This is a genomic window from Agrobacterium sp. SOY23, assembly GCF_027212525.1.
Classification (GTDB): Bacteria; Pseudomonadota; Alphaproteobacteria; order Rhizobiales; family Rhizobiaceae; genus Agrobacterium; species Agrobacterium tumefaciens_I.
Genome location: NZ_JAPWDT010000006.1, coordinates 163974 through 178807 on the forward strand (window position 1 = coordinate 163974; position 14834 = coordinate 178807).

The window sequence follows — 14834 nt, forward strand, 5'->3', positions numbered from 1 at the left end:
ATTCGGCCCACGGCTTCCTATCTCCCCTGTAGATTTGACCCTTACAGGAGATTTTGATGTTCGACGCCAAGAAGCTTCTTGAACAATTCCTCGGCTCTCAGGTGCCGGGCCTTTCGGGAAGCGTCCGTGACAGAGCCGGGCAGGCCGCCGATATCGCCAGAAACAATCCCCTCAAGGCCGGTGCCCTTGCCGCCGCCATTCTGGGCACCAAGACGGGCCGCAAGCTTGCCGGCAATGTCGCCACCATTGGCGGCGTCGCGGCCATCGCCGGCCTCGGTTATCTCGCCTACAAGAACTACAAATCCGGACAGACGCCGGAAGCCGCGCCGAAACCCGAGCCGGAGCTTCTTGCCCCGCCCGCCGATTCCGCCTTTCACCCGCAGTCGCCGGCCCTTTCCAACGATTTCGCGCTGAAGCTCATCCAGGCCATGATCGCCGCCGCCAAGGCAGATGGTCATATCGATGAGAAGGAGCGCGCCAACATCATGGAAAAGGTGCAGGTCTCCGGTCTCGACACGGAGGCCGAACGTTTCCTTGAAAAGGAACTGGCCGATCCGCTCGACATCGACGCGCTGGTGGCTGCCGCCCGGACGGAAGAGCAGAAGGTGGAAATCTACACCGCCTCGCGGCTTGCCATCGAGGCCGATTCACGCGCGGAACGCGGTTATCTCGACCTTCTCGCCGGGCGTCTTGGGCTGCCGGATGCGCTGGTCGATCATATCGAGACGACAGTGGTGGCGGCGAAGGTTTGAGGTTGGAGGCGGAGGGCGTGGCTTCACCCCCTCTGCCCTGCCGGGCATCTCCCCCACAAGGGGGGAGATCGACAAGCGGTTAGGTCTCGCCCATCTCAACCTTTGCGAATGAAGTGGTGGTAGCGCCTCCTGCTGATCTCCCCCCTTGTGGGGGAGATGCCCGGCAGGGCAGAGGGGGGTGAGCGCCACCCGACAAGCTCACCGCATCGCCCCCCACATCCACTGTTGTCATCCCGCCCCGCTTGCCCTAATCCTTCTCCCAGCAAATGGGGAAGAGAATGCGTGATCTGAGTGATTTCAAGGGATGCCCGGCGCCGCAGCCGGTGGTGCTGAAGGGTCGTTATGTGACGGCCGAGCCGTTTGATCGCGCAAAACATCTCGCAAAGCTCTGGGCCGCACTGGGCGGCGAGGGCGTGAATGCGCTTCTCAAATATTTCCCGCAAAGCGCCTTTCCTGGTGCCGATGCCTTTGGCGACTGGCTCATCGGCGCGGGTGAGAAGCTCAACTGGGTCACGCTCATCTTTATCGAAAACACCACCGGCGACGTCGTCGGCATGGCGAGCTACATGCGGCCCGATCCCGCCAATGGCGTGGTCGAGGTCGGTTCCGTCGCCCATGGCGCGAAGATGAAGCGCTCGCCCCTTGCGACGGAAGCCCATTACCTGATGGCGAAACATGTGTTCGAGGATCTGGGGTATCGCCGCTACGAGTGGAAGTGCCACAACGAAAACGAACCTTCCAAGATCACCGCGAAACGTTACGGCTTCAGCTTCGAGGGCGTTTTCCGCCAGCATATGATCTCGAAGGGTGAGAACCGCGATACGGCGTGGTTTTCGATGATCGACGGCGAATGGCCGCTGATCGGCAAGGCCTTCGAGGCCTGGCTTTCGCCGGAGAATTTTGCGGCCGATGGCACGCAGAAGCGCAAGCTCGAGGATATTCGCGCGGAGCTTGCTCATGCCGGGAAATGAGAAGCAAACGCCAGCGAAGAAGGATCGGTCGCCGGCCATTGCCGCCGCCGCCATCATCATCGGCTTCGGGCTGATATTCTTCATCATGCCGAAAATCATGCTGTGGCTGGGTGAATATTCGCCCTGGCTGGCGGCGGCCTTCGGCACGGTGGCGGTGCTGTGTTTCTTCCTGCTGTTCTGGCTGCGCGCGCGTTATCAGCGCCGCCGCGACGGTCAGGACTGAAGCGACGCGCCGAGCAGCATCAGGCCCATCAACAGCACGAACAGCGCGCCGGCGATTTCGATCGCGTGGCTGATGCTGGCTGCCTTGCGGCTGCCGGGGCCAGCGAAACGCACGGCGAGGCCCTTGGCCGACACGGCCATGGTGGCGAGCAGCGACACCGTGATGGCGGTGCCGAGCGACATGGCAAGCACGGAGAGCACGCCGCCGAGAAAAAGCCCGTTCAAAAGCGCGAAGCTCATGACGATGATTGCGCCCGAACAGGGGCGGAGCCCTACGGCGATGATGGCCGACCAGGCTTCCTGCAGGCTGAAATTCCGGCCCTTCAACAGCATGGGATCGGGCGCATGGGATTTGCCGCAGGCCGCGCAGAGATCACCGGTGCCGTCATGGTCGTGATCGGCAAAAACCGGTTTTCCCTGAAATCTGAGCCCCGTGCCCATGCCGGTGGTTCTGCCGGCCGGGGTTTCGCCCGCCGTGGCGAAGACGGCGACGGGTTCGCGCCGGATGCGCAGCGACCAGAGTTTTCGCACCAGAAGCCAGGCGCCGAACAGGGCGACCATGGCGAAACTGGCGATTTCCATCGCCTGCGTCGCTTTCGTCATGGTGATGGAGGTGCCGCGCAGCACGAGCCATGCGGCACCGACGAGGCCGATGGCGACGGCGCCCTGAATGAGCGCCGAGACGAAGGAAATGAGAATGCCGCGTTTCAGCTGCGTTTCATTGGCGATCATATATGACGAGATGACCGCCTTGCCGTGGCCGGGGCCGGCGGCATGGAAAACGCCATAGGCAAAAGAAAGGCCGATCAGCGAACCCAGCGCCCAGCCATCCTCACGCATGGCCTTCAACGCGCCGGTCAATGCGCGATAAAACATCTGCTGGTGCACATTGATCCATTGCATCAGCGGTCCAAACGGCCCGCCGACGGAAAAGGACGGCTCGGCCGAGCCGATGCCGAGCGGTGACTGCGCATGGGCGGCGCCGGCTGCCGCAAGCAGGCCGATGGCGACGGCGAAGAGGCTTGCCGTCAGGCCCGCCCTGCGGCTCAGCATGTCACCTCCAGCCGGGTGGCGAAGAGCTTGGTCATGTCGGTGCCGGTCGGGTCGTTGAAGAAGGCATCGGTGAGCGTGCCCTGGTTCTGCGAAATCACCTCGTCGGGATCGGGCCGGACGATATGGTGTTTGCAGGCATTGAGGTCCTTGCCTTCGGTGGCGATATCACCGTCCTTGGCGAAGTCGATCGCCGTATACATGGTCGGATCCCAGGCGCCGAAACTCAGCTTGCCCTTGATGGCGAGAGGTTTGTTCGGCTTCACGGAAAAGAACATCAGGATCTGCTGATCCTTGTAATCGACGTGAATGGCGTCGGGTTTTCCGAACTCCACCGGTTTTCCATTGGCGGTGATGAAGGTGTAATAGGAATATTCGGCAAGCGATTCCAGAACCGTATTGCCGATATCGGCGAGCTCGTCCTTGTCCAGCTTCAGATCGCTGTTCTTGTCGTAATCCATCACCACGCTTGCCGAGAACATCTCGTCGAAACGCCAGATGTTGCGCACTTCCTGAACGGTGCCGTTCGGTCCCTCGACAATTTCCATGCGCGCTTCGGCAAAGATATGCGGATGCGCGGAGGCCGCGACGGGAATGCAGGCAAGGCCGGCCGCGAGGAGCAAAAATCGTCTGTTCATTATCCGGTCTGTCCTGCCTTCGAATCTCGACGGCCCGACTGTAACAGAAAATGGGACCGAATTTCGACCTGCCGTGCCGTTTGATGCGTCGCGCGGGCGGGGCGGTCTATCTCAGAAGGTGCCGCTGAAACGGGAGGTGATGCTGGAGCCGCTATAGGAGAAGTCGGTGTCCCGCTCGCCATGCAGAAGACGGTTGAATTCCACTTCCAGCTTGCTGTTCTTACCGGTGTCGAAAGACAGCGTGGCGACCAATCGGCGCTCGCTGCTGTCATAGTTATAATAGATCCAGTCCTTGTGGACACGGTGCAGGGCAAGATCGAGCCCCACTTTCTCGGAAAGCCTGCTTTTTACGACGAATTGCCAGCGGCGGTGAAATTCGGCAATGGGATCATCCGGATCGAAAAGCGCGTAATCCTGCGAAAAGCCGACGCCGAAGGCGATGCGGTCGGTGGCCTTCATCTCCGCTTCCGCCCTGAGATAGGGCCGCGAGCGTTTCACCTTGTCGCTGATCTCGTCACCGGCGATGGTCGTCAGGCCCGCTTCGGCCAGAACCGCGAAACGGTCGGAGAACCTGTAGCCATAGGCCAAAGAACCGCGCAGCGTATTGGCCTGGAACCGCTCATATTTCTCCCGCTGCCCTTGCGGCACGAGAATGCGGTCATAGGCAATCGTCAATCCGGCTTCGCCGCCGGTCAGCGGCCGCTCATATTCGGCCTTGAGGGACAGAAGCGCCTCGTTGGCCTCCAGCCGCGTGGGCTCGAAATAGGCCGGGCGGAAACGCGCCTTGCCCTTCATCAGGCTGGCAAGGCTCGCCGTCAGCGTGGTCTTGCCGCCAAGCGCAAGCAGGCCGAGCCGGGAAGAGGCCTCCAGCTTGTGATCCAGCTGCCGGTAGCCGATGTCTTCCTCGGGCAGATGCAGGAATATATCGCCGGCATCGCTGCGGGTGCCGCGCAGTTCCACGGCCCATTCCAGCTTTTCGGAGAAGCGTTTCGTCAGCCCCAGCGAGGCGATGGTATTATGTTCGTTGGCGAAACGGTAGCGGGGCAGGCGGACTTCCTCCTGTTCCAGCGAATAACGCAGCTCCGCCCCCTCCAATGCGATCTTGCCGTTGAGCCCAAAGCCGGCGCGCAGCGAAATTGCGCTCAACCGGTTGGTGTCGGCGAAATAATTGGTGTCATAGACGATACCGGATTTATAGGTGATGTTGTGCTCATCGGCCTTTTCACCCGCCCGCGCGCCGCAGGCGCAGGCAAGCCAAAGAACAAGCGCGATGTATCCCCCCAGCCGCATTCGCATCTCCGGTCTCTAATTAAGCAATATCTTATATTTGGATGGTTAATAAAGTTTCGCTGCGCCACTTTACTGTCGCGGCACGGGTGGTGACTGGAAATGTGCGGAAAGGGAGGGAAGATGCGGATGGATGGATTTTAAAATTTAATTAAAATTACAAGTATTAGTGTTAATCGTTTATTGTAATATTAGCCTTTGCTTGAATTAGAATCCTCTAAATATACAGTTCAGTTACGCCAGATGGCGTGATCAAACATAGAGGAGAGAGAAATGATTGCTAAATTTGCTTGTGTCGCCGCTATTCTTACTGTCGCTTCCGTTGGTCAGGCCAATGCGGGCGGTCTTCTGGGTGGCATCCTGTCCGGAAACAGCAACAAGGGCGGCGCACTTGTCGTCGTCTCGCCGAGCATCGATCTCGGTGTCAGCGGTATCCTGTCCAATAACGGGATTCTGAATGGCAACAAAACCGGTATCCTGAACGGTGTGCTGAACGGCAACAAGACCTCCGTTGATGTCATCGACAACAAGAATGACGGCGGCAAGAAGCGCCGGCACTAAGGGACGAAGAACGGGATGGCGAAACCGCTGGGCATTTCGCCATCCTGCTCCCATGGGGCAATTCGAAAACCGACAGGGGTTTTCGACGGAAACGATGCGCGTAGCGCATAAGCCGGAACACTCCCCGAGTTGCGTGTGTATGGCGCAGGGCGTGGCCGGCAAGAACAAACGGCGCATCGCATGACTGGAAGGGAGCCCCCCGAGGCTCCCTTTTTTTCGGCGTGGCCCGCCAGCGCGGTGCAACGACAGGCATGCATGCCGCGCCTGCCGGTCCGAGCGAGGGCGGGGATTGATCTGTCGGGAAATACGTATCGACAATTACTAATTTATTGCTTTATAAACTTAATAATATTTCGGATATTCAAGCCTTTATTTTTAAATACTTCAAATTTTCTGTTTTTGTTACTTGCTTTTAACCTTTGAATGTTTCCATTGCTACGTGCCTCCGACTCGCCATTTGCGATTGTGCTTTCGGTGGTGGGTTCGTTTGCGGCCCGCGTTTTGTCGGGCAAGGAAATTTTGAAGGAGTTATTTCATGTTGAAACAGTCATTTCTTGCACTTGCCGTGCTCGGCATTCTTTCCAGCGCGGCTGTTGCCGCTGATGCCGTGAGCGATGTTCCGGCGGCGCCGGTCGTCGATGATGGTGCGCCCTCCTTCTCCTGGGATGGTTTTTATGCCGGTGTTTCCGGAGGTTATGGCTGGAATCGGTTGAAGTCGACCGAAGGCGGCGATACCGCAAAGCATAGTTTCGACGGCGGACGTTTTGCAGGTTTCGCCGGTTATAATGCCGAGGTTGCACCGTCGGTCATTCTCGGCGTTGAGGGCGATCTCGGTTACGCCTGGGGCAAGAAGACCATCGAGCTCAGCAAGGTTTCCGCAGGCCTGAACGGCTCTGCCCGCCTGCGCGCCGGTTACGCCATGGACCGCGCGCTCATCTACACCGCCGGCGGTTACACCGCGACGGACAGCGAGATCAAGACACCCATCGGCAATGCCAGCAAGGTGCTGAATGGCTGGACGATCGGCGCGGGCATTGATTACGCTTTCACCGACAATGTCTTCGGCCGTCTCGAATATCGTTACAACGATTTCGGTAAGGAAACCTACACGGTCCAGGGCATTTCCGCCGATGGAAAGCTTAGCGACCACGTCGTTAATGTCGGCCTCGGCGTGAAGTTCTGATCCACGGCACGTCGGTCCCGCAGCAGGTGTCTGTCGCCACGGCGCCTGCACGGGGGCAGTCTCGCCGCAACATTGATTCCCCCGCTCGCCCGGTGGAAACCATCCTCCGGGCGGGCGGGGCCTCTGGTCCGCGTCGCGCCTGAAAGGTGACGTCTGGCCGTCAGTGAATGGCGGTTTGGTTTCATCCGGACACGAAACTGCGCCGCGTCCCTTCAGGCGGCCTTGAACAGCAGGCTGTTTTGGTGTGATGTTGGGCTTCAACCCACTGCCGTCTCCAGTCGATTCCCATGCTACAGAGAAGTACTTCGCCCGGCGCTTTTGATCGTCAGGCCTATATGATCGCGTTGCTGGTTTTCGTTGCCGGCAGCACCAATGCGGCCATCGTGCCGTTTATCGGTTTTTATATCATTCAGGTGCTTGGCCACCCGCCTGCTACGCTCGGTCTTTACAGCGTGACGGCGATGGTAGCGTCCATTGTGGCCAGTCGCCTTTATGGCGAAAGGGTGGATGCCGGGGTGCGGGTGCGGCCGCTGCTGTTGCTTTCCGCGCTCGGCGCCTTCGTTGCGGCGGCGGCTGCCAGTTTCGGGCATCTGGCGCTGCTGGTGGCGGTAACGGCGACGGGCATGGGGCTTTCCAACGCCGCCAGCACCCTCGTCTTCAGCTACGGGCGCTATCACGGGCGGGTGAAGGCACTCGATACGGCCTCCTATAACGCCTTCCTGCGGATGATGGTGTCGCTGGCTTGGATGCTGTTTCCGGCCGCCGCCTTTCTGATCGTCGATCTTGCCGGGGCGAAGGCCGTCTTCGCCAATGCCATGCTGATGACGGCGATCTGGGCCGGGCTGGCGCTTGCCATCGTGCCGCGCGGCCAGACCTGCCCGATGGAGCGGCGCGAGGACGGCGGAGCCGATGCCGGGCGTAACCTGCCGCTGTTGATGGCGGCGACGGCGAGTTTTTGCATGTCCTTCGCCCATGCGCTCTGCGCTTCGGCGCTGCCGGTGTTTCTGGTGCGCGAGGTCGGCCTGCCGGATTACGCGCCGGGCCTGTCGCTCAGCGTCAAATGTGCCATGGAGGTGTTGTTGATCCTGCTTGCGCCGCGGATGATGCGCCGGGTCAGCGCCCGGCTGCTTCTGTGCGTTGCGGCGGTGATGGCCATCATCGCCTTCAATGTCATCGCTTCGGTAACGACATTGCCGGCCATGCTGGTCGGTGCGGCCATGGAAGGGGCCTATTACGGCCTTTGCGCCGGCGCATCGCTGACCTTCGTGCAGGGCTTCGCGCGTGGCCGCATGGCGCGCGCAACGGCGCTCTACATGAATTCCATCTTCCTCGCCGCGCTTTTTGCGGTGCCGCTGATGGGCTTCGTGGCGCAATATGCAAGCTTCGGCGCGGCGATCCGGCTGGCTTCCGTCGGGGCCGGCGCGGCATTGCTGCTCTTGTTCCTGACGCGGCGGCAGGTGGCGGAATAGGGCAATCGCGCGGCTGTTTCGGCGCAATAATTGCGTCCAGGTAAGCACATAAATGCCGTTGCACGGGTTCTCTCACCGCATACGACGTAAAGATCTCGCTGCCGGTACGTCCTTGCTTCCGTCATGTCAGTCTTCAGCCGGCATGCAGCCGGTGCGGGTCTGCGCGGCGCGAAAAATCCTTTTCAGCCCAAGGACTTGGGCTGGCCGGATTCCGGCTCTAGGCCGGAATGACGGGCGCTTCCGTGCCTCACGCCGAAATATCGATAATTCCGCAATCGCCCGCTTCCGAGGCAAAGGCCAGAAGCTTGCCGGTGGCGCTCCAGTCCATGGCCGTGATGGCGCCCTTGCCGGGGCGGCGCAGCAGGGCTTCCTTGCCGTCGGCGAGCCGCACGCCGAGGATCATGCCGTCGATGAAACCGATGGCGAGCACGTCTTCCACCGGGTGGAAGGCGACATTGGTGACCATGATATTGGCGCGGCTGCCGAGTTCTTCCGGTGCCTTGCCCATCGGGCCGTCCTTGCCGGCAAACGGCCAGACGATGGCGGCCGGCGCGCCGGAGGAGGCGAGCCATTTGCCCTTTGCCGACCAGGACACGGATTTGACCTTGGCGGGGTAACCCGTCATGCGCATGTGGCGGGCTTCCATGCCGCCCTTGGTGGCTTCCATTTTCCAGCCATGCAGGGCGTTTTCCTGCATGGTGGTGACGAGGAACTTGCCGTCGGGCGAGAAGGTGACGCCGGTATGGGCCCCCTTCCATTCCAGATCGACGGGATCGCCGGCGGTCGCCACCCAGTGCAGCGTCACGCCGTTATAACGGGCAACGGCAATGCGCAGGCCCTTCGGCGCAAAGGCGATTGCCTCCACCGTGCGTTCTTCCTTGAATTCCTTGACCGTGCCATCCGAAAGCCGCACGAAGCTGGACTTGCCGACGCCATAAGCGACCGCCTTCTGCGGTCCGCCGGCAACGACACCCACCCATTTGCGCGGCACATTGGCAATTTCGCTGATGCTGCCATCATGGCCGATGCGCAGCACGCGCCCGTCTTCACCGCCGGAAAGCAGTGTGGCGCTGTAGGGATCGCGTACGCAGGTCAAAAGCCCGTCATGCGCCTGCGTCACCTTCTCGCCGCCATCCAGCCGGTGAATGGTGCCGGCGGCGGTGGCAAACAGCGGAATGTCGCCGAGAAAATGGGTCGAGACCACGTGGCCTTCGATATCAAGCGGGGCAACAGTCGGCATGGGGCATCGGTCTTTCGTATCTGTGTCTGATGGGACGACATCGTGTCGGCCCGGCGGTCGCCATAGTTCTATGAGGATTGTTTGCGTCCGTCGAGTCGTAAGTCTTATCCGTCATTCCGGTGATCGGCCAGAAGCCGGAACGATCAAGTCATTGATTAGGAAAGGCTTATCACTCGTGGCACGGATGCGCCGCGGCGAAACCCCGGCTCAAGGCCGGGGTGACGGAGGCGAAAGTATCAGGCCGTCGCGAGGCAGGCGTTGAAGCTCTTTTCCAGCTTCTCGCGGTCCAGCTCGCGGCCGATGAAGACGAGGCGGCTTTCGCGCTTTTCATCTTCCTTCCACGGGCGCTGGTGATCGCCCTCGATGATCATGTGCACACCCTGCACCACGTAACGTTCCGCATCACCCTTGAAGGCGATGATGCCCTTGAGGCGCAGGATGTTCGGGCCATCGGTCTGGGTGACCTTCTGGATCCACGGGAAGAACCGCTCGGGGTTCATCTCGCCGCCGCGCAGCGAAACCGACTGCACCGTCACATCATGGATCGGGGAGGCCGCGCCGTGGTGGTGATCGTGGCCATGGTCGTGATCATGGTGATGATGCCCGTGATCATGGTCGTGGTCGTGATGATGATTGTGGTCATGGTCGTGGTGATGATGATCGCAATCGGGGCCACAGGCATGATCCTCATGTCCGTGCTCGAGGAAATGCGGATCGTTTTCCAGCGCGCGTTCCAGATTGAAGGCACCCTGGTCGAGAACCCGGGCGAGATCGACGCCGGAACGGGTGGTCTTGTAGATGCGGGCGGAAGGATTGATGGCGCGGACGATATCCTCGATGCGGGCCACTTCCTCCGGCGAAACGAGGTCGGTCTTGTTGACGACGACGACATCGGCAAAGGCGATCTGGTCTTCGGCCTCGCGGCTGTCCTTCAGGCGCAGCGGCAGGTGCTTGGCGTCAACGAGGGCAACGACGGCATCAAGCTCGGTCTTGGCGCGCACATCGTCATCCATGAAGAAGGTCTGGGCAACGGGCACCGGATCGGCAAGGCCTGTCGTCTCGACGATAATGCCGTCGAAGCGGCCCGGACGGCGCATCAGGCCTTCCACGACGCGGATCAGGTCGCCGCGCACGGTGCAGCACACGCAGCCATTGTTCATTTCGTAGATTTCTTCATCAGACTCGACGATCAGATCGTTGTCGATGCCGATCTCGCCGAATTCATTGACGATGACAGCGTATTTCTTGCCGTGGTTCTCGGAGAGGATACGGTTGAGAAGCGTCGTCTTGCCGGCGCCGAGATATCCCGTCAGGACGGTGACTGGAATGGGCTTGGCTATAGCTGTTTCGGTCATGGAAAACCCCGCGTGGAGAGAGGCCGGCAGGCCTCAGGAAGATGTGTCGTCGTCCATATAGGCGCGACGTCCGGGCAGTTCAAAGAGATTTTGGCCGAATTCGGCCATCGCACTCAAATTTTGTTATGAAATAACGTTATGTCAAAAGCGTGGACATCTTCAAGCAGTTCGAGAAGGCCGTTGACGGCATGGGAAATGAGCCTTTCGCCCTTTTCCGCAGTAGCGGCGGCGGCGTTTCCGGCAACGCCATCTGCGTTGAGATCGCTCATCAGCCAGCCGAAGGCATGCGGGCCATAGGCGCGCAGATGGCTGAAGCGCTTTGCGAAATCGCTCTGGCGCGAAGGGAAATTCGCGGCCTTTGCCATCGCCACACGTTCGGGATGAAGCGCCAGCATGACGGATGTTTCTATATCGCCGCCATGGATATCGACCGCCTTGTCCTCCGGCCTCACGATATCGGCCGGCACACCGAAGCGGGTCCAGCTGGTGGCGACCGCCAGCATGCCGAAACGGGCACGGGCTTCGGTGGCGACGATGGTCATCAGCGGTGAATTGCCGCCATGGGCGTTCAGCATCACGAATTTGCGCACGCCTTTTTCATATTCGGCCTTCGCAATGCCGAGCCAGCGCTCGATGGCTTCGTCGTAACGCAGCGTCTTCGTGCCCGGCACATCCATGTGCTCGATTGAATAACCGACGGGCTCCACCGGCAGGAAGGAAACCGGAAGATGAGTCGGCAAAACGGCGGCGAGGCGGGAGACGATGCCCGCCGCAATCAGCGTATCGGTCTCGAAGGGCAGGTGCGGGCCATGCTGTTCGTGTGCGCCGAGCGGCAGGACGGAAATTGCAGCTGTTGCGCGAAGATGAGGGTCTGTTACGTTTTCGTCGTGATAATGCGTGTATGAGTTTGGCATCTGGCAGTCCGCGCGTGCATTCGGTAAGGATTTCCAGCAACATATATCGGTTCCGCCACAGGGTAAAAGGCACTCGCATATGAGCAAGGACAAATCCGGGCATAAGGACAAAGGCGCCAAGAAGGAAAAGGGCAGCAAGAAGGTAAAGGACGCCAAAAAAAGGGATGAGAATTTCAACCCCGAGGAACTGGCGCAATCCATCACCCAGGCCGCCCGCTCCATGCGCACGGCGCTGAGCCACAGCCTTTCCGAAAGCGGGCTTTATGCCGGGCAGGACGGCGTTATCCTGGCGCTGGCGCAGGAAGGCAGCCTGACACCGGGGCAGATCGCCCAGAAACTCGGTGTCAAGGCACCGACCATGACGCGCACCATCGGCCGCATGGAAGCCCAGGGTTTCGTGGAACGCAGCGGTGACGACGAGGACGGTCGTGTGACGCTGGTGAAGCTGACGGAGGCCGGGCTGAAGAGCGTCGACCACATCAACACGTCCATTGCGGATTGCGGGGCAAGGGCCATAGAGGGACTTTCGGCCAAGGATATTCGCAACGTCGTTAAACTTCTCAAGGCAATCGACGCCAATCTTCAATAATTTGTTGAAATTTTTAAATGTGCCCTCTGTTTTTATGGGTATTCCTTAAACGGGTTGCGGATTTTGTTTAAATTGTTTAATTGCGATTTAAACAGGGACATCCGTCGCTGACATGCGTTTGGGGAGGAATGCCATGGCACAAAAGGTTAAACTGTCGACGATTGCTGAAAGCCTCGGTCTTTCGACCGCCACGATTTCGCTGGCATTGCGCGACAGTCCGCTGGTTGCTTCCGATACGCGCGACAAGATCAAGGAACAGGCGCGGGCGCTGGGTTATATCTACAACCGCCGCGCCGCCAGCCTGCGCACCTCGCGCTCCGGCATTGTCGGCGTGGTGTTCCATGATGTGATGAACCCGTTCTATGGCGAAATCCTGAAAGCCATCGAAAGCGAGCTGGACCGCAGCCGCCAGACCTTCATTCTTTCCAACCATTATGATTCGGTGGAAAAACAGCGCACCTTCATTGAAACGCTGCTGCAGCTCGGCTCCGACGGCATCATCATGTCGCCGGCTATCGGCACGCCGATAGAGGACATGACGCTTGCCGAAGAAAACGGCATGCCGGCCATCCTCGTGGCACGCTCCCTGGATGGTGTCGACATGCCCACCTACCGCGGCGACGACAGCTACGGCATTTCGCTCGCCACCAACCATCTTATCAGCCTTGGCCATCGCACCATCGCCATGGTGGGCGGCACCGACCAGACATCGACCGGGCGTGACCGTTACCAGGGTTATGTCAACGCATTGCGCAAGGCCGGCATCGAGGTCGATCCCAATCTGCGCATTCCCGGCCCGCGTTCCAAGCAGGGTGGCTTTGAAGCGGCAGTGCATTTCCTCTCCCTGCCTCAGAAGCCCACGGCTGCCGTCTGCTGGAACGATCTCGTCGCCATCGGTCTCATGAACGGTATTTCCCGCGCCGGTCTGGTGCCGGGCGTCGATATTTCCGTCACCGGCTATGACGATCTGGAGGAGGCGGCAATCGCCACTCCCGCGCTGACCACCGTTTCCAACGGCCAGGCCGAGGTCGGGCGCTTGGCGGCGCGTGCGCTGCTGGACCGGCTGGCGGGCAGCCATGAGCCGGATGGCATTCACCTCATCAAGCCGGAAATGCGTATCCGGCAATCGACCGGGCCGGTGCGGCCGCGGGTGTGAGTATATCGCTCCGGGGCATGGATGCGGCAGGCTGCATGTTCCTGATCGTTCACGATGTTTCCTCCTTCCGTCATTCCGGCCTTGAGCCGGAATCCAGCCACCGCGTGTCTACGCGGTGAAAAGACCTCTCAGCCCAAGGACTTGGGCTGGCTGGATGCCGGTTCGGGTCCGGCATGACGGCCTTGCAAGTGCCGCAAAAAAATCGGCATGACGGTAGCGGACGCGTCAAAAAAATCGGCATGAAACTTCGATCTGCCCCCATAACATCCCCTTATTGCCCTTTTCACGGCCGCCGTTGTTTGAAAAGATCGCCGCCCAGAGGAGCGGTTCGCCTGCAACCCGCTCCGGCTATCGGAATGTTATCTGGAGGAATATCCACCCATGTCTGACAAAAAGGCCGTCGTTCTCGTTCCCGGCAAGATAAACCCGCGCGTTCTCGAACGCCTCGAAGGCAAGGTCGAGATCGTTGCCGTGCCTGCCGGTGCCGAGCCGGTTCTGCCCGAGGGTGCGGCCGCGCGCATCAATGCCATCGCCGTTTCCGGCGTGGTCAATGCCAAATGGATCGATGCGCTGCCGAAGCTCGAGATCATCGCCAATTTCGGCGTGGGTTATGACGGCGTTGACGCCAAACACGCCGCCACACGCGGCATCGTGGTGACGAATACGCCCGATGTGCTGAACGACGAAGTGGCCGATACGACGATTGCGCTGTTGATCAACACCGTGCGCCGGCTCTATCAGGCCGAGACCTGGCTGCGCGATGGCAAATGGGTTGGCGAAGGGCCGTTTGCGCTCTCGCCATTCTCGCTGCGCGGCCGCAAGGTCGGCCTCTTCGGCATGGGCCGCATCGGCCAGGAAATCGCCAAGCGGCTCGAGCCTTTCAAGGTGGAGATCGGTTATCACACCCGCAGCAAGCGTGAGGAACTCTCCTACACCTATTACAGCTCGCTGAAGGAGATGGCTGAGGCCGTCGATACGCTGATCTGCATCGTGCCCGGCACGCCGGAAACGCACAAGGCGATCAATGCCGAAATCCTGACGGCGCTCGGGCCTGAGGGCGTGTTCATCAATGTCGGCCGAGGTTCCAGCGTCGATGAGGATGCGCTTCTGCAGGCGCTTAAGAGCGGCGTTTTGGGTGCTGCCGGTCTCGATGTGTTCTATGCCGAGCCGAAGGTGCCGGAAGCGTTTCTTGCGTTGCCGAATGTCTCCCTGCTGCCGCATGTCGCCTCCGCCTCGATCCCGACGCGCAACGCCATGGCCGATCTGGTGGCGGATAATATTCTCGGCTGGTTCAGGGACGGCACGGTGCTGACACCGGTGCCGGAAACGCCGGTCAAGGGGTGAGGCTTTTGGCAAGCCCTGACCCATCACCCTTTGGTGAGGCGAATGGCTTTGCCCGCTCACAAACCCCGCGCACCGTCACCCCGGACTTGATCCTGGGTCCAGC

Annotated in this window: 15 protein-coding genes; 9 read left to right on the forward strand and 6 right to left on the reverse strand. The window is 60.3% G+C overall.

Annotation, left to right across the window (positions count from 1 at the left end):
* Positions 1–56: 56 nt before the first annotated feature.
* From O3S81_RS18160 to O3S81_RS18170, 3 genes are all read left to right on the forward strand, one after another.
* Positions 57–752 (forward strand): tellurite resistance TerB family protein, encoded by a 696-nt coding sequence (locus O3S81_RS18160; RefSeq protein WP_269345404.1) that lies wholly within the window; start codon positions 57–59, stop codon positions 750–752.
* A gap of 278 nt (positions 753–1030) precedes the next feature.
* On the forward strand, positions 1031–1723 hold the full coding sequence (locus tag O3S81_RS18165) for a GNAT family N-acetyltransferase (protein WP_269345406.1): 693 nt from the start codon (positions 1031–1033) through the stop codon (positions 1721–1723).
* A complete protein-coding gene (locus O3S81_RS18170; RefSeq protein WP_269345408.1) occupies positions 1710–1946 on the forward strand; it encodes a hypothetical protein in 237 nt (78 codons plus the stop codon). The genes O3S81_RS18165 and O3S81_RS18170 overlap by 14 nt, the downstream gene beginning before the upstream one ends.
* On the opposite strand, the gene O3S81_RS18175 is transcribed toward O3S81_RS18170, so the two are convergent.
* The 3 genes from O3S81_RS18175 to O3S81_RS18185 all read right to left on the reverse strand — a co-directional run bounded on the left by O3S81_RS18175 (position 1937) and on the right by O3S81_RS18185 (position 4923).
* The gene (locus O3S81_RS18175) at positions 1937–2998 is read right to left on the reverse strand and encodes a nickel/cobalt transporter (protein WP_269345410.1); all 1062 of its coding nucleotides are present in this window, start codon (positions 2996–2998) and stop codon (positions 1937–1939) included. The genes O3S81_RS18170 and O3S81_RS18175 overlap by 10 nt on opposite strands.
* Positions 2992–3633: a DUF1007 family protein gene (locus tag O3S81_RS18180; RefSeq protein WP_269345412.1), complete on the reverse strand. Its 642-nt coding sequence runs from the start codon at positions 3631–3633 to the stop codon at positions 2992–2994. Before O3S81_RS18180 ends, O3S81_RS18175 begins: the two co-directional genes overlap by 7 nt.
* Positions 3634–3744: 111 nt before the next feature.
* Positions 3745–4923, reverse strand: a complete 1179-nt coding sequence (locus O3S81_RS18185; protein WP_269345413.1) for a hypothetical protein — start codon at positions 4921–4923, stop codon at positions 3745–3747.
* Positions 4924–5193: 270 nt separating this feature from the next.
* On the opposite strand from O3S81_RS18185, the gene O3S81_RS18190 reads away from it, so the two are divergent.
* The 3 genes from O3S81_RS18190 (at position 5194) to O3S81_RS18200 (ending at position 8133) form a co-directional block, all read left to right on the forward strand.
* On the forward strand, positions 5194–5481 hold the full coding sequence (locus O3S81_RS18190) for a hypothetical protein (protein WP_004433441.1): 288 nt from the start codon (positions 5194–5196) through the stop codon (positions 5479–5481).
* Between the two features lie 535 nt (positions 5482–6016).
* Positions 6017–6664: an outer membrane protein gene (locus tag O3S81_RS18195; protein WP_269345415.1), complete on the forward strand. Its 648-nt coding sequence runs from the start codon at positions 6017–6019 to the stop codon at positions 6662–6664.
* 287 nt (positions 6665–6951) lie between these two features.
* The gene (locus O3S81_RS18200) at positions 6952–8133 is read left to right on the forward strand and encodes an MFS transporter (protein ID WP_269345417.1); all 1182 of its coding nucleotides are present in this window, start codon (positions 6952–6954) and stop codon (positions 8131–8133) included.
* Between the two features lie 247 nt (positions 8134–8380).
* Here O3S81_RS18200 and O3S81_RS18205 read toward each other — a convergent pair whose 3' ends face one another.
* From O3S81_RS18205 to O3S81_RS18215, 3 genes are all read right to left on the reverse strand, one after another.
* Positions 8381–9373, reverse strand: coding sequence for a WD40 repeat domain-containing protein (locus tag O3S81_RS18205; RefSeq protein ID WP_269345419.1), 993 nt, complete (start codon positions 9371–9373; stop codon positions 8381–8383).
* Between the two features lie 236 nt (positions 9374–9609).
* Positions 9610–10728, reverse strand: a complete 1119-nt coding sequence (locus tag O3S81_RS18210) for a CobW family GTP-binding protein (protein WP_269345422.1) — start codon at positions 10726–10728, stop codon at positions 9610–9612.
* Between the two features lie 113 nt (positions 10729–10841).
* Positions 10842–11642, reverse strand: a complete 801-nt coding sequence (locus O3S81_RS18215) for a creatininase family protein (RefSeq protein ID WP_269345424.1) — start codon at positions 11640–11642, stop codon at positions 10842–10844.
* 79 nt (positions 11643–11721) lie between these two features.
* On the opposite strand from O3S81_RS18215, the gene O3S81_RS18220 reads away from it, so the two are divergent.
* The 3 genes from O3S81_RS18220 (at position 11722) to O3S81_RS18230 (ending at position 14731) form a co-directional block, all read left to right on the forward strand.
* Positions 11722–12231, forward strand: coding sequence for a MarR family winged helix-turn-helix transcriptional regulator (locus O3S81_RS18220; protein ID WP_269345426.1), 510 nt, complete (start codon positions 11722–11724; stop codon positions 12229–12231).
* 133 nt (positions 12232–12364) lie between these two features.
* Positions 12365–13387 carry a LacI family DNA-binding transcriptional regulator gene (locus tag O3S81_RS18225; RefSeq protein ID WP_003499171.1) on the forward strand — a complete coding sequence of 341 codons (1023 nt, stop codon included), beginning with the start codon at positions 12365–12367 and terminating at the stop codon, positions 13385–13387.
* Between the two features lie 381 nt (positions 13388–13768).
* Positions 13769–14731 carry a 2-hydroxyacid dehydrogenase gene (locus O3S81_RS18230; RefSeq protein WP_269345429.1) on the forward strand — a complete coding sequence of 321 codons (963 nt, stop codon included), beginning with the start codon at positions 13769–13771 and terminating at the stop codon, positions 14729–14731.
* Positions 14732–14834 lie beyond the last annotated feature (103 nt).